The following is a 17579-nucleotide window of genomic DNA, read 5'->3' as shown; positions in this document are numbered from 1 at the left end:
AAAATTTATTTTTTTTAAAATATTTAAAATAAAAAACACGCCTTGAAAAAGCGTGCTTTAATGAATATGTTGATGTTTATTATTTGGGAATTCTTAAGCTTCACAAGAAGAGCAGGTAACAAAATTTACCATCATTTCTTTAGAAACAGAAGAACTTCTTTGATAATAAAGGGTTTTTACGCCTTTTTTCCAAGCCTCGATGTAAAGGTAATTTACATCTTTTACCGGCATTGTTGAAGGAATCTGTAGGTTCAACGATTGAGCCTGGTCGATATACTGCTGTCTCTGTGCAGCCTGAGAAATAATCTCCATTGGAGAAATTTCTTTGAATGTTTTGAAGACTGCTTTTTCTTCTTCAGTTAATTCTTTCAGGTGCTGTACAGAGCCGTGGTTTAGCATGATGGTTCTCCAGGTTTCCTCGTTGTCAAGACCTTTTTCTTCCAATAATTTTGCTAAATATTTGTTCTTACGCATAAAGTTTCCTTTTGCAAGACCTGCTTTATAATAATTAGAAGCAAACGGCTCGATTCCCGGAGAAGTCTGTCCCAAAATTGCAGAACTTGAAGTCGTAGGAGCGATCGCCATTGTAGTGGTATTTCTCAATCCGTATCCTTTCAATAATTCAGGCTCACCATAAATGTTTGCCAACTCTCTTGAAGCCTGCTCTGACTGTTCTTTAATATGTCTGAAAGCTCTCGCATTGAATTGAGTAGCTTCAAAACTTTCAAACGGAATCATATTTTTCTGCAAATAAGAGTGGTATCCTAAAACTCCCAATCCAAGCGCTCTGTGACGCATAGCGAAGTTTCTAGCTCCCTGTAAATAATAATTTCCTTCGGTTTTGTCAATGAATTCTGATAGAACGGCATCCAAGAAATAAATGGCTAGTTTTACAGCGCCAGTATCTTTCCACTCATCGTACAATTCTAAGTTCATGGATGATAGACAGCAGATGAAAGATTCTTCCATTGATGAAGGAAGCATGATTTCGGAGCAAAGATTACTTGCGTTAACCGTTAATCCTAAATCTTTGTAAACCTGTGGTTTATTTCTGTTTACGTTATCTGTAAAGAAGATATAAGGAAGACCTTTTTGCTGACGGCTTTCCAATACTCTTGCCCAGATTTTACGCTTATCCATATCACCGTCGATCATATCCTGCATCCAGTAATCAGGAACGCAAATTCCTGTAAACAGGTTCTGGATCGGGCTTCCGATATCTTTAATAGATAAAAATTCTTCAATATCCCCGTGGTCGATATCGAGATAAGCTGCGAAAGCACCTCTTCTTACACCACCTTGAGAAACCACGTCCATTGCCGTGTCAAACAATTTCATGAAAGAAACAGCTCCTGAAGATTTTCCGTTGTCCGTTACCGCAGTTCCTCTGTTACGAAGTTCCCCGAAATATCCCGAAGTTCCCCCTCCGATTTTCGTCTGCATGATCACTTCACCCATTTTGTGAGTAATTCCCTCGATGCTATCCGGAATATGAACGTTGAAACAAGAAATAGGAAGACCTCTCTGGGTTCCCATATTGGCCCAAACCGGTGATGAGAAACTGATCCATCCTTTCGTGATCATTTCCTTGAAAGCGGGTTGAAGCTCGGGTTTGTATAATCTTTTTGCGGCAGCTGTTGTGATCCTGTCGATTGCCCCTTCCACAGTTTCACCTTTTAGCAAATAGCCTCTGTTTAGCATTTGCTCAGACTCTTCATTGAGCCACCATATATTTGCGCTTTGTTCTTCCATAGTTGTTTATATTTTCGAATTCCATAGCATTTTTAGTACTTTGGAATTTTGTTGCTATATTGATTGTAAAATTTCTACTTTGTGCGAATTGTTTAATCCGCTTTCGTCTCTCAATCTTTGAAATTCTTTAAAAGACGGAACATTCAAAACCTCATGCTGTACCTCTTCATTTATATAATTTGAATAATGTAAAAATGTAACGCCATCTTCTTTTACATAGACTTTATATTCAAATGTTTTTTGATCTAAATTTTTAAAATCATTTAAAAACTTTTGAATATTCGCTTTGTTTTGGGCAACGAATTCCGGTTTTACGGTGTAAGATACGATTACATTGATCATTATTTTTGTTTTGATATTTAATCTCACTTGTCATTGCGAGGAACGAAGCAATCTTTTGATTCTAATTATTTAAATTTAACCATTAAGATTAATTTAAGTTGTAAGAATATTAAGATTGAGATTCTTCATTACGCGTTGTTTCATTCAGAATGACAAAAACGCTAATACTAACTTTTTTGACGCTCGCTTCGCTCGCGCTTAATCCAAAATTTAGAATTTAAAATCTAAAATTAGAAAAGATCGTTCGCCGTAATACTCTTATCGTGTTTGGTATAATCCACTGGTCTTTTTGCAAAGAAATCATCCATAGAATTTGCGAAAACCTCCTCCTCGAACCATACCATTGGTCTGTATTGTTCAGGGGTTACGTTATATCTTGTATTCATGTTGATTTTCTTTAAACTGTCATCAACACGGTATTTCATGAAGTTTAATAAATCTTCTTTTGAGAAAACGCTTAATTCACCCAACTCAAAGATCCAGTCAAGGATTTCACCTTCCAGCTCTACAGATTGGTCCACTAAAGTGTAAATATCTTCAATATCAGAATCAGTTAAAAGATCAGGTTGTTCTTCACGGATTTTGTTGATTAAATAAATTCCGGCGTTGGCGTGAATTTGTTCATCAACTGAAGTCCAAGCGATAATATTTGAAACATTTTTCATGAATCCTTTAAACCTTGTGAAAGAAAGGATAATCGCAAACTGAGAGAAAAGTGAAACATTTTCAATCAGAATACTGAATAACAAAAGAGATGAAACATATTCTTTCGGCGTAGCAGAATTGGCATGTTTAAGGACATTTGTCAGGAAATCTATTCTCTTTTTTACGGCAGGAATTTCGATGACATGAGCAAATTCTTCATTATAACCCAAAACCTCCAATAGACGGGAATAAGCTTCAGAATGACGGAATTCGCATTCTGCAAAAGTGGCTCCCAAACCATTCAGTTCCGGCTTCGGCATGTGATTATATAGGTTTCCCCAGAATGTCTTTACAGACACCTCGATCTGTGCAATTGCTAAAAGTGCATTTTTTACAGCATGTTTTTCGTGCGGTTCCAACTGCGAATGAAAATCCTGAACATCTGCAGTAAAGTCCACTTCCGAATGCACCCAAAACGATTTGTTGATCGCTTCTACAAATTGAAGAACCTCAGGGTATTCAAATGGCTTGTAACTTACTCTTTTATCAAAAATTCCCATATTAAAATGTCTTTAAAGTTAAATAAATTGATCACTGTGGATAAAGTTCAAAAAATATCCAACAACTTGATTTGTTGCAACTTACATTTAGAAGTTTTTCACAGAAAAAGTGTTTTATTTTTTGTTATGTGCAAGCACAAAGTTCGAAAAAAAGAACTGTATTTGAAAGGGTGAAAGACTAAATGATTGAGTTTTAACCCTAAAAGTTTTCCACATTTACATGAAAACCGCTTAGATATTGACTTACAAACTATTATCATAATAAAATGGATGCTATCAGTTACTTACAATTAAACACTTTTCTGTAAGTTGCTGTAATTTAGATAATAATAAGTTAAACAATAAATAAATTAAAGAAATTTTTATTCTTGTAACAAATCGAAAATATCTTCTACTTATTAGTCATAAAACATATATCACTTAATGTTAGTAATTCAGGATTTACATAAATCGTACGATACCGGGAAAAGTAAGCTTCACGTTCTCAAGGGTATTAACCTTAATATCGCTGAAGGTGAATTTGTTTCTATCATGGGAAGTTCCGGTTCCGGGAAGTCTACGCTTCTTAATATTATCGGGATTCTTGATGAGAAAGATTCAGGGACTTATGAATTGGATGGTGTTCCGATCGAGCATTTGTCTGAAGTAAAAGCAGCAGAATACAGGAGTAAGTTTTTAGGGTTTATTTTTCAGTCATTCAACTTGATTGGATATAAAACGGCTCTGGATAATGTTGCCCTGCCTTTATATTATCAAAATGTTCCAAGAAAAGAGCGTAATCAGAGAGCTATGGAATATCTGGAGAAAGTAGGACTGGTTCAATGGGCAAACCATTTACCAAACGAGCTTTCCGGAGGTCAGAAACAGAGAGTTGCCATTGCAAGAGCTTTAATTACGAATCCAAAAGTTGTTTTAGCGGATGAACCTACGGGAGCGCTGGATTCAAAAACGACTCACGATATTATGAAACTTCTTCAGGATATTAATAATGAAGGAAAAACAATCATCGTTGTAACCCACGAACCTGATGTAGCCGCACAAACAAAACGAAATGTCATCCTGAAAGACGGAATCATTGAAAGTGATGAGTTTATTAAGCAGCTGGTGTTGTAAAGGCTGGAAGAAGGAGGAAAGGAAGTTATTAATAATAAAATAATTCAGCGGAAAGATTGGAGACTTCCATCATCAAGCTTCCCGCTTCAAATCTAAACATATGTTCGACCTAGATCGTTGGCAGGAAATATTCAGCTCTATCCGCAGTAATGTATTGCGGACGGTACTTTCCGGATTTACTGTGGCTTTGGGATTATTTATTTTCATTGTGCTTTTCGGGATCGGAACGGGGCTTCAAAATGCCTTTACGGAAGGGTTTGCAAGAGATGCCCAGAATTTGATTTCGATTATGACCGGGAAAACAACCATTGCTTATAACGGACTTCAATCTGATCGGCAGATTACTATGAATAATTCCGACTATGATTTCTTGGTTAATATCGATAAAGAAAATGTTGGAAGTTCCACACCGAGATATACCGCTAATTTATTGGTGAAATATGGTAAGGAGAGCGGAAATTATCAGATCAACGGAGCTCAGCCGCAAGAGCAGGTCATCGAAAACCGGAAAATGCTGGAAGGCCGTTATCTGACACCAACGGATTTGGACAGGAAACAAAATGTTGCCGTGATCGGAAGAATGGTTCAAAGGGATTTAATTAAAAACGGAAGCCCTGTCGGGAAAGAATTAAACATCAACGGAACAATGTTCAAGGTTGTCGGAGTGTTCTCTGACGACGGTGGAGACTGGGACGAAAGGCATATTACCGTTCCCATCTCAACATTACAACAAATGAAAAAAGGCTCCGATACGGTAAGTATAAATTATATCGCCTATAACGACAAGCTTACTCCACAGGAAGCCATAAAATATGGTGACGAATTAAAAGACAGATTAAAAGCCAGAAAAAATGTAGCTCCCGACGACGAAAACGGAATCAGAGTCTGGAACAATGCCCAAAATATGAATGATACATTCACTTTTATGGCAGTTCTTACGGCAATTGTAGGATTTATCGGAATGGGAACCTTATTGGCAGGGATCATCGGGATCAGTAACATTATGGTGTATATCGTAAAAGAAAGAACCAAGGAAATCGGGGTACGAAAAGCAATCGGTGCAAAACCGGGAAGTATCGTCGCTCTGATTGTTCAGGAAAGTGTGGTAATTACGGTAGTTTCAGGATTGATAGGAGTAGGATTGGGTGTTTTGGCTTTGTATTTAATAGGAGATAACCTTGAAGAATACTTCATCAAAAATCCAAGCGTAGGATGGGGGCAGATAATTGCAGCCTTTATTGCATTGGTTTTTTCAGGATTAATTGCAGGATTTGTACCGGCTTACAGAGCATCAAGAATTAAACCGATTGAAGCCCTGAGAACAGAATAATTTGATGAGGCGAAAATAGCTTATAAGCAAATAAGCAGTTTACGGTTAGAAACTCATAACTCATAATTTTAAACTTATAACTCAAAAAAGTGAACATAATATTTAAAAAAGATACTTGGCAGGAAATTTATTATTCTTTGAGGAATAATAAGCTTCGGACCTTCCTTACCATGATTGGTGTGGGTTGGGGTATGTTTTTGTATGTAAGTTTGCTGGGAGCTGCAAAAGGGATGGAAAACGGTTTTGATAAATTATTTTCAGGATTCGCTACCAATTCTATCTTCCTTTGGGCTCAGAAAACATCAATTCCTTACGAAGGTTTTCCAAAAGGGAGAGACGTGCATCTTCGTCTTACGGACATGGATATGCTGAAAAGAAAAATTCCTGATATCGATTATATTTCCCCTCAAAATGCCCGTGGAAGCTTCACAGGAACTCCCGGTGAATCAATGTCCAGAAACGGTAAAAACGGAACGTATTCTTTAACCGGAGATTTCCCTGTAGGAAATAAAATTTCAGAGAAAAAATTAATTTTCGGGCGTTATATCAATGATGCCGATGTTTCAGGAAATAAAAATGTAGCTGTAATTGGTGAAGAAATTTATAAAAACTTTTTTGAAGCTAAAAAGAATGAAAACCCACTCGGAAAATCAATCAATATCAAAGGGATTTTCTTCAATGTAGTCGGAGTTTTCAGGGTAAAAAAAGGCGGAGGTTTTGAAAATGACCAAACGGTTTTTATCCCGCTTTCAACCTATACGAAAATGTATAATGCAGCAGATCAGATTGATATGTTTGCTATTGTAAGCAAGCCGAATGCAAATGTAAATTCGGTAGAAGAAACCGTAAAATTAGAATTAAAATCAAAAAATAAAGTTTCACCCGAAGATACCAACGCTTTTGGAAGCTTCAATCTCGGAAAAGAATTTAAAAAACTGACAGGATTTTTAACTGGAATGCAGCTTTTAACCATCATCGTAGGAACATTAACGATTCTTGCCGGAGTAATTGCCATTTCGAATATCCTTTTAATTACCGTAAAAGAAAGAACCAAGGAAATCGGGATCAGGCGAGCTTTGGGAGCGAAACCTTCGGAAGTAAGAAACCAGATTTTGCTGGAAAGTGTGGTGATTACACTCTCGTCCGGACTTCTCGGGTTTATGTTCGGGATCTTTGTCTTAATGATTTTAAATATGGTAACGGAAGGTCAGGATGCATTTCCATTCTACAACCCAACGGTGGATTACGGAAACGTTTTCAGTGCAATGGCAGTCATGGTGGTGTTAGGATTAATTATCGGGATGATTCCGGCGCAAAGAGCTGTAAAAATAAGGCCGATCGAAGCGTTGAGATCGGAATAAGTTATGAGTTATCAATTACAAATTACGAATTACGAATTTTTTGTAATGCATAATTTTTAAATAATTAAAATTTTTAAATCACTTAAATAAAAAATAAACTATACATATGAAAAAGAAATTCACTTGGAAAAAAGCCATTTATATTGTCTTGGGGCTTTTATTTGCAGTGGCGTTGTTCTCGGGGATCGGGTATCTTGTAAAATCCAATTCTAAAGAGAGTGAGGCTTTCCTTACCCGTAAACCTACCGTTCAGAATATGGAGGATAAGGTGATGGCAACAGGAAAAATTATTCCGAAAGAAGAAATTGAAATCAAACCAAATATCGCAGGAATTATTGACAAGATTTTAGTGGATGAAGGTGATAAAGTGACGGCAGGGCAATTGATCGCCACCGTAAGAATTGTCCCCAATCTTGCTGAAGTAAACAATGCACAGCAAAACGTTCAGAATTCCCAGCTTCAGATCAGCAACGCGAAAATGAATGTTGAAAACGTGCGTAAACAATACGAAATGCAGGAAAGACTGTACAAGCAAGGGGTAATTTCTAAGCAGGAATATTTAAACGCTCAGCAACAGTTATTTACGCAGCAGCAGGCTCTTAAAAATGCAAACCAGCAATTGGCTACAGCACAAAAAACATTACAGATTGCAAAAACGGGAGCAATTCCTGAGCTTCAGGGATTGGCAACAACCCAGATCCGTTCAAAAGCTTCCGGAACCGTTTTGGAAGTACCCGTAAAAGTAGGAAGCCAGGTAATTGAGGCCAACTCTTTCAACGCCGGAACAACAATCTGTTCAATTGCAGACCTTAATTCTTTGATTTTCCAGGGAGAAATTGACGAAGCTCAAGCCGGAAAACTAACTCAGGGAATGAGCATGAATATCGTAATCGGTGCTTTACAGAATAAAACGTTCCCAGGAAAGTTGACGATGATCGCTCCAAAAGGAAAAGACAACAACGGAACCATCAAATTCCCTGTGGAAGGTGATGTTTACAATCCAAACAACGAATATATCAGAGCCGGATTCTCTGCCAACGGTGAAATTGTTTTAAAATCAGAGAAAAACGCTTTGCTATTGGATGAATCTCTTATTCAATATGAAAAAAAGAACGGAAAAGATGTTCCTTTTGTTGAGGTAAAACAAAAAGATGGCAAATTCAAAAAAGTATATGTGAAACTGGGTGCAAGCGATGGAATCAACGTTCAGATACTGTCCGGAATCGATAAAAATGCTGATGTGAAAGTTTGGAATCCATCCGACAAAGACAAAGAAGAATTAAAAGAAAAAGCAAAAAAATAGTAAACTAACACTATAAATTTTAAACTGTGAATCCTGGGATATTTTCCCGGGATTTTTTATTTTGAAAACCTTAATAGATATAACACTTCGTCATTGCGAGCGAAGCGAAGCAATCTATATTTATTTCTAAACTTTATACTGGCAAATGAATATTTATAATAAATAGAAGATGGTCTAAAAAACTTCCAGCCTTTGCTGTGTCAAACGCCTTTGCGAACAAAAAATATTCTCAATCATTTAAGTTTTCCTTGCGACCTTTTGCGTTAAAAAGAATTAGCACTTAATGAAGAACAATTAGAACAATACCCCGAAATAAACCCATTAAAAGTAACAGATTGATACCCTGCCGGCAATTTCACATCAACCTCATTCGGTAAACATTCAATTTTTCCGCACGTCAGGCATTTGAAATGAAAATGATTATGCTTATGCTGTTTTTCCGAGCAATTCATACAAATCGCAAAATAAAACTTTCCATCATCACCCAAAATTTTATGGACAATTCCGTCCTCACAAAAACTGTTCAGAACCCTGTAAATCGTTGCCCGATCCACAGATTCTCCCAATTCTTTCTGTAATATTTCCTGACTCACTGCCGTGTTTGAGCCCTTTAATGAATCCAAAATAAGCTGTTTTGTTATGGTATTTCTTTTTGCCATAATACAAATATAAAAAATATTATTGCGATTTAGTCGCATTAATGGAAATTTTTTCTACATTTGCAATCAGTTAGTTTATAATTGGTATGCTTTTTAAACTAATTTTTAAATTAATCTTTAATAATCGCAGAAATTATGGAAAACAAGTTTGACGTTATTATCATTGGAGGAAGCTATGCCGGATTATCAGCCGGAATGGCTTTGGGAAGGTCTTTAAGAAATGTTTTAATTATAGACAGCGGCAAACCCTGCAACAGGCAAACTCCTCATTCACATAATTTTATTACCCATGACGGGAAAACTCCAAAGGAAATTTCTGATCTGGCAAAAGAGCAGGTTTTGAAGTATGAGACTGTAAAATTCCATGAAGGAAAAGTAAGGAAAACGGCGAAAAACACCGCAGGTTTTGAAGTTGAAACCGAAAATGGCAAAAAATTTTACGCTAAAAAACTGATTCTTGCTTCAGGAGTTAAAGATATGATGCCTGATATTTCCGGGTTTGCAGAATGTTGGGGAATTTCCGTTATTCACTGTCCGTATTGCCACGGTTTTGAGGTGAAAGGTGAAGCTACAGGAATTCTTTCAAACGGTGATATAATTTTTGAATTTTCAAAGCTGGTTTTTAACTTAACCAAAGATTTAACGTTATTCACCAATGGAAAAGCAGATTTAAATGATGAACAGCTTGAAAAATTAAACGAAAATAAGATCAGATTAATTGAAGACGAAATAAAAAAAATTGACCATGAAAACGGGCAGATTCAAAAAGTAATCCTTAAAAACGGAAAAGAAATTCCACTGAAAGCTTTATACGCAAAAATCCCTTTTGAACAGAATATCAACGTAGAAGATTTGAATTTGGAATTAACGGAACACGGATTTATTAAGATTGATCATTTCCACAAAACAAATATGGATGGTGTTTTCGCCTGTGGTGACAATGTTACCATGATGCGATCGGTCCCAAATGCAGTTGCCCAGGGGAATTTCACTGGTGCAATCGTTAATAAAGAACTTTCAGAAGAAGATTTTTAAACATAATCATAAATTACTTTTCCTTACAAATTTGTAAGGATTTTTTTATTTAATGAAAATTTTCTTGGTTGTAAAACTTTATTATCGTAATATTGCGATATAATTAAAAATCATGGGAGCAACCAAAACGGATTTTTTTACGGATGAGCAAAATAAGCTGGCAACAATAGCAAAAGCTCTTGGGCATCCCGCAAGAATTGCGATTATTGAGTTTTTGTTGAAAGTCAATGATTGTATCTGTGGTGATATCGTGAATGAATTGCCATTGGCTCAGCCTACCGTTTCGCAACATTTGAAAGAATTAAAAAATGCCGGCCTTATCAAAGGAAATATTGAAGGAAATTCCATTTGCTATTGTATTGATGAACAGGCTTTTGAAATTTTAAATACCTATTTTTCAAATATAATCTCAACGGTGAAAAAGCAGAAATGCTGCTAAAATTTTTTTCAAAAGTATATCGTAATATTGCATTATAACAATTTAAAAAAACAAAAATATGACACTTGGACAAATCAAAAATCTTCTTCCAACATTGGAGAATGTAGAATTTGCATTGGAAAACGGAACTTTTGTTCCCGAGCATTTTCATGTAACAGAAATAGGAATTGTAACAAAGAAGTTTATCGATTGTGGAGGAACCATGAGGGAAGAAGAAAAAGTAAACTTCCAGCTTTGGGACGCCAATGATTTTGAACACCGCTTAAAGCCCGGAAAATTATTAAATATCATTAAACTTTCTGAAGAGAAATTAGGAATTAAAGATTTGGAGATTGAAGTTGAATATCAGTCTGATACTATTGGGAAATACGATCTTGATTTTAATGGTAAATATTTTGTGCTTAAGAATAAAATGACGGCATGCCTTGCCAATGATGCCTGCGGAATACCGGCAGAGAAACAGAAGGTTAATCTAAGCGAATTAAAAGCTGTTCAACAAGGTGGATGTGCGCCAAACTCAGGATGCTGCTAATGAAAAAGAAACTATTACAATATAAAAAGCCGATCATCATTACAACTTCAGTAATTATTTTACAGCTTATTTTCGGATTCGATCCTAAATTTTGTATCATTAATATTATTTGGTTATTTGTTTAAAATATGGAAAAGAAAATCTTAGTGCTTTGTACAGGAAACAGCTGTAGAAGCCAAATCGCAGAAGGATATTTAAAATATTTTGCGAAGAATAAAGCTGTAGTATACAGCGCCGGAATCGAAACTCACGGTGTAAACCCAAATGCAGTGGCCACCATGAAAGAAGACGGAATTGATATTTCCGGACAGACTTCAAATAATATTAATGAATATGAAAATATTGATTTCGATTTTGTAATCACAGTTTGTGATAATGCAAAGGAAAATTGTCCCTATTTTCCCAGCAAGGCCAAAAAGTTTCATCATAATTTTCCTGATCCTGCAAAAGCAACAGGTACAAAAGATGAGATTGATCAGCAGTTCAGAGCGGTTCGGGAACAAATTAAAAATTATTGTGAAACTTTTATCAAAGAAAATATATAATTCAACATCTCGGATTATTTTAATTGTAAAATCATTTTACCAATGCTGAAATCTCGGCGGAAATTTCGTACTTTTGAGGTGAAAAATTTCAAAAACTAAAAGTAAAATGGACATTATTTTCGACCTGATTGAAAAAGAAAGACAAAGACAATCACATGGATTAGAGCTTATTGCGTCAGAAAATTTCGTTTCTGAAAACGTAATGAAAGCAATGGGAAGTGTGTTGACCAACAAATATGCTGAAGGGTATCCCGGAAAAAGATATTACGGAGGTTGTGAAGTAGTAGATGAGGTTGAAACGTTAGCAATCAACAGAGCGAAGGAACTTTTCGGGGTTGATTATGTAAATGTTCAGCCACATTCCGGCTCTCAGGCGAATGCAGCTATTTACCTGGCAGTTTTGAAACCGGGAGACAAAATCATGGGAATGGATCTTTCCATGGGAGGTCACCTTACTCACGGTTCTGCCGTGAATTTTTCAGGAATTCAATATGAAGTGGTTTCTTACGGCGTAGAAAAAGAAACAGGACTTATTGATTACAACCAAATGAGAGAAGTGGCTTTAAGAGAAAGACCAAAAATGATGATCGCCGGATTTTCAGCGTATTCAAGAGACCTTGATTATGCAAAATATAGAGAAATTGCTGACGAAATCGGGGCTACTCTTTGGGCAGACATTGCTCACCCTGCCGGTTTGGTGGCAAAAGGTTTATTAAATAATCCATTTGAGCACTGTCATGTTGTAACGACTACAACCCACAAAACGTTGAGAGGTCCGAGAGGAGGAATGATCATGATGGGGAAAGATTTCGAAAATACATATGGCCACAAAACTCCGAAAGGAGAGACTAAAATGATGAGCCAGGTTCTTGACGGAGCTGTTTTCCCGGGAATTCAGGGAGGTCCGCTGGAGCACGTTATCGCCGGTAAAGCGGTAGCTTTTGCAGAGGCTCTGGATACTCAATTTGAAGTGTATGCAAAACAAGTTCGATCTAACGCACAAGCTTTGGCAAAATCAATGACAGACAGAGGTTTTGATATCGTAAGTGGAGGGACAGATAATCATTTAATGCTTGTAGACCTTAGAAATAAAGGTGTAAACGGTAAGGAAACCGAAAAAGCTTTGGTTCTTGCAGATATTACTTGTAACAAAAATATGGTTCCGTTTGATGATAAGTCACCATTTACAACTTCAGGAATCAGATTGGGAACAGCTGCAATCACCACAAGGGGTTTAAAAGAAAATGATATGGATACCATCGCAGGATTAATTTCTGACGTGGTAGACAATATTAAAAATGAAGAAGTGATTACTTCCGTAAGAAAGAAAGTAAATGAATTAATGGAAGGTAAAGCATTATTCAACTATTAGTATTTATCTAAATTGAAAATATAAAGAATGGACGTTTTGTTCATTCTTTTTTTATGATATGGAGAAAAAATCTTTCACTTTTGACGAAATAAAGCTCAAATTGGTCAACTATTGTGTTTACCAGGATCGTTGTCATGCAGAGGTTGAACAGAAAATGAGAGAATTTCTTTTAATTGATGAAGCAAAAGAGGAAATTATGCTGTATCTTTTAAAGGAAAATTATCTGAATGAAGAAAGATTTACACGAAGCTATATTCGGGGGAAATTTTACATAAAACATTGGGGAAGGAATAAAATTAAAATTAATCTAAAGCAAAAGCAGATTACTGAGAAGTTAATTAACAAATGTTTTGATGAAATTGATGAACATGATTACGAAAAAACAATACGAAAAATTTACGAAGATTATTATTCCAGACAAAAAGGATTGAAAGAGTATCAGAGAAAATCAAAAACTATTAAATATTTAATGAGCAGGGGTTTTGAATATGAGAAAATAAATGATATTTTTGGGCAAACATAAATGATTAAAATATACAAGATTGAAACAGCAGAAAATTTGGCTCTCACCTCCGCACATGGGAGGAAATGAGCTTAAATATATACAAGAGGCTTTTGATACCAACTGGATTTCCCAAAGTGGTTTCAATATAGAAGAATTTGAAAGAAGCCTTGAAAATTATTTGGGTGAAAATTCATTTGTGACCGCCTTGTCTTCCGGAACGGCTGCTATCCATCTTGCTTTAAAATTATTAAATGTTGAAGAAGGGGATTTTGTGATTTGTCAGTCTTTTACATTTGTAGCGTCTGCCAATCCCATTTTGTACCTGAAAGCTGTTCCCGTTTTTGTAGACAGCGAAACCTCAACCTGGAATTTGTGCCCGAATGTATTGGAAGATTCTATAAAATTTTGTTTGAAACAGGGTAAAAAACCTAAGGCAATCATCGCAGTTTCATCATACGGAATGCCTTTCATGGTAGATGAAATTCTTGAAATTTCCCGGAAATATGAAATTCCCGTGATTGAAGACAGCGCAGAGGCATTGGGAAGCGAATATAAAGGCCGCCATTGTGGTACTTTTGGAGATTTATCAGTGATAAGTTTCAATGGAAACAAAATTATTACCACTTCCGGAGGAGGAGTTTTAGTTTCCAGAAATCAAAAAGATAAGGACCGGACTTTATTTTTAGCGACACAGGCCAAAGAAGACAAGAATTATTACAGTCATTCGGAAATAGGATACAATTATCGTTTGGGAAATATTTCGGCAGGAATCGGAAGAGGCCAGATGGAAGTATTAGAGGAAAGAATTAAGCAAAGAAGAGAAAATCATGATTTTTATCAAAGGATTATGGCAGATGTAGATGGTATTAGTTTGTTTTCTGCCCCAAATGAAGATTTTTATTCTAATTATTGGCTGAATGCAATCACAATTGATCCGGATAAGCTTTCGAAAGAAAAACTCAGAAAGACTTTTTTGGAGAATAATGTAGAAATCAGATATTTATGGAAACCGATGCATCTACAACCCTTATATAAAAATTGCAGTTTTTTCGGAAGTGGTATTTCTGGTATGCTTTTTGACAATGGTTTGTGCCTGCCGTCAGGAAGTAATATGACTAACGACTGTAAGGATAGAATTACCGAAATTTTGTCTATTTTTAAAAATTAAATTTATTTTAAATTTTAAGTATAGATGAAATTTTATTTTAATTTTGCATGAACGGTATCAAAAGTAATTTAATGAGCATCAGGTGTTATACCTTATTATATATGAACACAAGTAAAGACAATGTACAATTCTCTTAGAAAAAAAATATTTGGGGGGGATAATGTTGTCAATCTCTCAGATGTAAGATATCTTCCCAGATGGATAATTCTAGTAATAGATATTATTATTCTGGTTATATCGCTATTTCTTTCTACGTACATCATAGAAAAGATCAGCCAGAAAGATTTTATTTATCACAAGGACAAAAGTATAGTCTTTGCTTCCATTATTTTCACGAATGTGATTTTCATGTATATTTTCAAAACATATGCAGGAATCATCAGGCATTCTACTTTTATAGATCTTTTCAAATTATTAGTATCCTGCTTCTGTACTATGTTTATGGTAGGGGCAATTAATATTATTTATTTCTGGATTACGGGTGGGAAATTCATTCTTACACCTTATTTGGTGCTTTATTTCATCATTTCTTTCATGGGCTTATTTCTCTTCAGGTTATATGTGAAGGAATTTTTTCATATTGTAAGAGAATACAGAAGAAGTACTTTGAAAAAAAGAATTCTTGTTTTAGGTATTGATGAGCAATCTATTGCAATAGCGAGAGCAATTTTGGACAATCCAAGTTTACCGTACCATGTAGTAGGTTTTCTGACGCAGAGAACGGATTCCAAAAGAGCATCACTATTAGGAAAACCTATTTTTGAAAAAGAAAAAATTGAAAGAAATACAAAGGAAGAACTTTTAATTGACGGGGTAATTATTGTTAAAGAAATGATGTCTAAGGATGAAATGAATTCCTGGGTGAATTTGTTTTTGGAAAAAGACCTCAATATTTTTAAAGCGCCATCTGTTCAAAAACTGAGAGACAGTGACCTTGGAGGATCTATCAGGAATCTTCAGATCGAGGATCTTTTGAATAGAAAACCGATTAAAATTCTTAATGAAGACATCAAAAGCAGACACTTCAATAAAAATATTCTCGTAACAGGAGGTGCGGGATCAATCGGAAGCGAAATTGTACATCAGGTAGCACAATTCAATCCTTCTCTGATTGTTGTACTGGACCAAGCCGAGACTCCTCTGTATGACATCGAGCTTGAAATGAAGGAAAAATTCCCGCATATAAGATTCAAGTTTGTGTTGGCGGATGTTTCAAACAGGCATAGAATAGAACCGTTGTTTCAGATGTATAATTTCTCAATGGTCTATCATGCAGCAGCTTACAAGCACGTTCCTTTGGTTGAAGAAAACCCGCATGAAGGAATTTTAGTAAATGTTTTAGGATCTAAAAATATTGCCACACTTTCAAGTAAATACCATGTAAACAGGTTTGTAATGGTTTCCACAGATAAAGCTGTAAACCCTACCAATGTAATGGGTGCTTCGAAACGAGCGGCGGAATTATTCGTTCAATCATTGCAAAATGTAGAAGGAAATACTACTAAATTTATCACCACAAGATTCGGGAATGTTTTAGGATCAAATGGTTCCGTAATACCATATTTCAAAAAACAAATTGAAGCAGGAGGACCGGTCACCATTACTCATCCCGATATCGTAAGATATTTTATGACCATTCCTGAAGCCTGTGAATTGGTATTGCAAGCCGGAACAATGGGACATGGAGGGGAAATTTTCGTATTTGATATGGGAGAACCCGTGAAAATCCTTGATCTGGCAATAAGAATGATAAAACTTTCAGGTTTTGAACCTAATATTGATATTAAGATAATTTATACAGGTTTAAGACCTGGCGAAAAATTATATGAGGAGCTATTGAGTGACGATGCAAAAACACTTCCTACTCACAACGAAAAAATTATGATATCAAAAGATCCTACTATGGAGTTTTCAGAAATAGATGCCCTGGTCAATTCTATTACCAAAGCTTCTTTAAAGCATGACAAAGTAGAAGTAGTACGGATTCTGAAAGTAATAGTACCCGAATTCAGGAGTAATAATTCCGTCTATGAGGTACTGGATAAATAGAAAAATATAAATGTATATTTGCACAATTTTAAAATATGATGAAAGGTAAAGCACTGGTAATAATATCAGCTTTTTTATTAGTTTCCTGTAAAACTAATCCCAACGCGCAGAATAATGACCTCAACTATATGCAAAATATAGAGAAGGTTGCTATTGATGCCTCTACTAAAAACTCGAATAATACAATCCAAACCGGCGATCAATTGATCATTTTGATCACAGCAAAAGATATGGATGTGGTAAAACCATTCAACCAAAATTATTCTTCATCTGAAGCTGTTCAGACCAACTCTAGTGCAGGAGGAAATACCCCCAATCAAGGGGTGGTAACGGTGACCGGACCTACTTATATTGTAGATTCTAATGGCAATATTGATTTTCCGGTTTTAGGAAAATTAAGCACTTCTAATAAAACATTAGTTGAATTCAAGGATGAACTGAGAGATAGAATGACAAAGTATATCATGAATCCGACTGTTAATGTAAGGCTTGTTAATTTTAAAGTAACGGTCCTAGGAGAAGTAAACAGGCAGGGCGATTATACAATTGCTAACGGACAAGGTACTATTCTCAATGCTTTAGGTCTGGCAGGAGACCTCACTATGTATGGAAAAAGAGATGATATTTTAATCATAAGAACAGAAGACGGACAAGTTACTCATGGTAAGATAAATCTACATGATGCTAATCTAATCAACTCTCCATACTATAATCTAAAGCAAGGTGATGCTATTATTGTAGCTTCTAATAAGTCTAAAGACTTAACATCAAAACAAAATCCTAATACCGGACTTTATTTAACAGCAATATCAATAGGTGTAACGGCTATTGCCGTAGTCGTAAGTTTATTCAAGAAATAAAAAAAATTA

General features: G+C 35.6%; 17 protein-coding genes. 13 read left to right on the top strand and 4 right to left on the bottom strand.

Features of this window, described 5'->3' with window-relative positions; genetic code table 11:
* Window positions 1-93: 93 nt before the first annotated feature.
* From ATE47_RS11475 to ATE47_RS11465, 3 genes are all read right to left on the bottom strand, one after another.
* Window positions 94-1752, bottom strand: a complete 1659-nt coding sequence (locus ATE47_RS11475) for a ribonucleoside-diphosphate reductase subunit alpha (RefSeq protein ID WP_062162103.1) — start codon at window positions 1750-1752, stop codon at window positions 94-96.
* Between the two features lie 54 nt (window positions 1753-1806).
* Complete coding sequence (locus tag ATE47_RS11470) at window positions 1807-2094, bottom strand: hypothetical protein (protein ID WP_062163529.1); 288 nt, start codon at window positions 2092-2094, stop codon at window positions 1807-1809.
* A gap of 230 nt (window positions 2095-2324) precedes the next feature.
* Window positions 2325-3299 carry a ribonucleotide-diphosphate reductase subunit beta gene (locus ATE47_RS11465; protein WP_062162102.1) on the bottom strand — a complete coding sequence of 325 codons (975 nt, stop codon included), beginning with the start codon at window positions 3297-3299 and terminating at the stop codon, window positions 2325-2327.
* Window positions 3300-3722: 423 nt separating this feature from the next.
* Here ATE47_RS11465 and ATE47_RS11460 point away from each other — a divergent pair, with 423 nt between their 5' ends.
* The 4 genes from ATE47_RS11460 (at window position 3723) to ATE47_RS11445 (ending at window position 8406) form a co-directional block, all read left to right on the top strand.
* A complete protein-coding gene (locus tag ATE47_RS11460; protein ID WP_062162101.1) occupies window positions 3723-4412 on the top strand; it encodes an ABC transporter ATP-binding protein in 690 nt (229 codons plus the stop codon).
* A gap of 100 nt (window positions 4413-4512) precedes the next feature.
* Window positions 4513-5742 (top strand): ABC transporter permease, encoded by a 1230-nt coding sequence (locus ATE47_RS11455; protein ID WP_062162100.1) that lies wholly within the window; start codon window positions 4513-4515, stop codon window positions 5740-5742.
* Between the two features lie 89 nt (window positions 5743-5831).
* On the top strand, window positions 5832-7103 hold the full coding sequence (locus ATE47_RS11450; protein WP_062162099.1) for an ABC transporter permease: 1272 nt from the start codon (window positions 5832-5834) through the stop codon (window positions 7101-7103).
* Window positions 7104-7209: 106 nt separating this feature from the next.
* Window positions 7210-8406, top strand: coding sequence for an efflux RND transporter periplasmic adaptor subunit (locus tag ATE47_RS11445; RefSeq protein ID WP_062162098.1), 1197 nt, complete (start codon window positions 7210-7212; stop codon window positions 8404-8406).
* 263 nt (window positions 8407-8669) lie between these two features.
* On the opposite strand, the gene ATE47_RS11440 is transcribed toward ATE47_RS11445, so the two are convergent.
* Window positions 8670-9065 (bottom strand): Fur family transcriptional regulator, encoded by a 396-nt coding sequence (locus ATE47_RS11440; RefSeq protein WP_062162097.1) that lies wholly within the window; start codon window positions 9063-9065, stop codon window positions 8670-8672.
* 135 nt (window positions 9066-9200) lie between these two features.
* On the opposite strand from ATE47_RS11440, the gene ATE47_RS11435 reads away from it, so the two are divergent.
* The 9 genes from ATE47_RS11435 (at window position 9201) to ATE47_RS11395 (ending at window position 17570) form a co-directional block, all read left to right on the top strand.
* Window positions 9201-10100 carry an NAD(P)/FAD-dependent oxidoreductase gene (locus tag ATE47_RS11435; RefSeq protein WP_062162096.1) on the top strand — a complete coding sequence of 300 codons (900 nt, stop codon included), beginning with the start codon at window positions 9201-9203 and terminating at the stop codon, window positions 10098-10100.
* A 112-nt stretch (window positions 10101-10212) separates the two neighbouring features.
* The gene (locus tag ATE47_RS11430) at window positions 10213-10539 is read left to right on the top strand and encodes an ArsR/SmtB family transcription factor (protein WP_062162095.1); all 327 of its coding nucleotides are present in this window, start codon (window positions 10213-10215) and stop codon (window positions 10537-10539) included.
* Window positions 10540-10597: 58 nt separating this feature from the next.
* Window positions 10598-11071 carry a DUF6428 family protein gene (locus ATE47_RS11425; RefSeq protein WP_062162094.1) on the top strand — a complete coding sequence of 158 codons (474 nt, stop codon included), beginning with the start codon at window positions 10598-10600 and terminating at the stop codon, window positions 11069-11071.
* Window positions 11072-11199: 128 nt separating this feature from the next.
* Window positions 11200-11616: an arsenate reductase ArsC gene (locus ATE47_RS11420; RefSeq protein ID WP_062162093.1), complete on the top strand. Its 417-nt coding sequence runs from the start codon at window positions 11200-11202 to the stop codon at window positions 11614-11616.
* 106 nt (window positions 11617-11722) lie between these two features.
* Window positions 11723-12988: a serine hydroxymethyltransferase gene (glyA, locus tag ATE47_RS11415; protein WP_062162092.1), complete on the top strand. Its 1266-nt coding sequence runs from the start codon at window positions 11723-11725 to the stop codon at window positions 12986-12988.
* Window positions 12989-13046: 58 nt separating this feature from the next.
* A complete protein-coding gene (locus ATE47_RS11410; RefSeq protein ID WP_062162091.1) occupies window positions 13047-13511 on the top strand; it encodes a regulatory protein RecX in 465 nt (154 codons plus the stop codon).
* A 19-nt stretch (window positions 13512-13530) separates the two neighbouring features.
* The gene (locus ATE47_RS11405) at window positions 13531-14661 is read left to right on the top strand and encodes a DegT/DnrJ/EryC1/StrS family aminotransferase (protein WP_228376270.1); all 1131 of its coding nucleotides are present in this window, start codon (window positions 13531-13533) and stop codon (window positions 14659-14661) included.
* A 120-nt stretch (window positions 14662-14781) separates the two neighbouring features.
* The gene (locus tag ATE47_RS11400) at window positions 14782-16710 is read left to right on the top strand and encodes a polysaccharide biosynthesis protein (RefSeq protein ID WP_062162089.1); all 1929 of its coding nucleotides are present in this window, start codon (window positions 14782-14784) and stop codon (window positions 16708-16710) included.
* Window positions 16711-16745: 35 nt separating this feature from the next.
* Window positions 16746-17570, top strand: coding sequence for a polysaccharide biosynthesis/export family protein (locus ATE47_RS11395; protein WP_228376269.1), 825 nt, complete (start codon window positions 16746-16748; stop codon window positions 17568-17570).
* Window positions 17571-17579: the final 9 nt, after the last annotated feature.

It is taken from the genome of Chryseobacterium sp. IHB B 17019 (assembly GCF_001456155.1).
In the GTDB taxonomy this organism is placed as follows: Bacteria; Bacteroidota; Bacteroidia; order Flavobacteriales; family Weeksellaceae; genus Chryseobacterium.
Note: the sequence above shows the minus strand (reverse complement) of the source record. Positions and strands in the feature narration are given on the sequence as shown.

What these genes read in the sequence shown, in the direction of transcription:
- ATE47_RS11475 (WP_062162103.1), bottom strand. Translation starts at nt 1,752, where the DNA reads ATGGAAGAACAAAGCGCAAATATATGGTGGCTCAATGAAGAGTCTGAG.
- ATE47_RS11470 (WP_062163529.1), bottom strand. Translation starts at nt 2,094, where the DNA reads ATGATCAATGTAATCGTATCTTACACCGTAAAACCGGAATTCGTTGCC.
- ATE47_RS11465 (WP_062162102.1), bottom strand. Translation starts at nt 3,299, where the DNA reads ATGGGAATTTTTGATAAAAGAGTAAGTTACAAGCCATTTGAATACCCT.
- ATE47_RS11460 (WP_062162101.1), top strand. Translation starts at nt 3,723, where the DNA reads ATGTTAGTAATTCAGGATTTACATAAATCGTACGATACCGGGAAAAGT.
- ATE47_RS11455 (WP_062162100.1), top strand. Translation starts at nt 4,513, where the DNA reads ATGTTCGACCTAGATCGTTGGCAGGAAATATTCAGCTCTATCCGCAGT.
- ATE47_RS11445 (WP_062162098.1), top strand. Translation starts at nt 7,210, where the DNA reads ATGAAAAAGAAATTCACTTGGAAAAAAGCCATTTATATTGTCTTGGGG.
- ATE47_RS11440 (WP_062162097.1), bottom strand. Translation starts at nt 9,065, where the DNA reads ATGGCAAAAAGAAATACCATAACAAAACAGCTTATTTTGGATTCATTA.
- ATE47_RS11435 (WP_062162096.1), top strand. Translation starts at nt 9,201, where the DNA reads ATGGAAAACAAGTTTGACGTTATTATCATTGGAGGAAGCTATGCCGGA.
- ATE47_RS11430 (WP_062162095.1), top strand. Translation starts at nt 10,213, where the DNA reads ATGGGAGCAACCAAAACGGATTTTTTTACGGATGAGCAAAATAAGCTG.
- ATE47_RS11425 (WP_062162094.1), top strand. Translation starts at nt 10,598, where the DNA reads ATGACACTTGGACAAATCAAAAATCTTCTTCCAACATTGGAGAATGTA.
- ATE47_RS11420 (WP_062162093.1), top strand. Translation starts at nt 11,200, where the DNA reads ATGGAAAAGAAAATCTTAGTGCTTTGTACAGGAAACAGCTGTAGAAGC.
- glyA (WP_062162092.1), top strand. Translation starts at nt 11,723, where the DNA reads ATGGACATTATTTTCGACCTGATTGAAAAAGAAAGACAAAGACAATCA.
- ATE47_RS11410 (WP_062162091.1), top strand. Translation starts at nt 13,047, where the DNA reads ATGGAGAAAAAATCTTTCACTTTTGACGAAATAAAGCTCAAATTGGTC.
- ATE47_RS11400 (WP_062162089.1), top strand. Translation starts at nt 14,782, where the DNA reads ATGTACAATTCTCTTAGAAAAAAAATATTTGGGGGGGATAATGTTGTC.
- ATE47_RS11395 (WP_228376269.1), top strand. Translation starts at nt 16,746, where the DNA reads ATGATGAAAGGTAAAGCACTGGTAATAATATCAGCTTTTTTATTAGTT.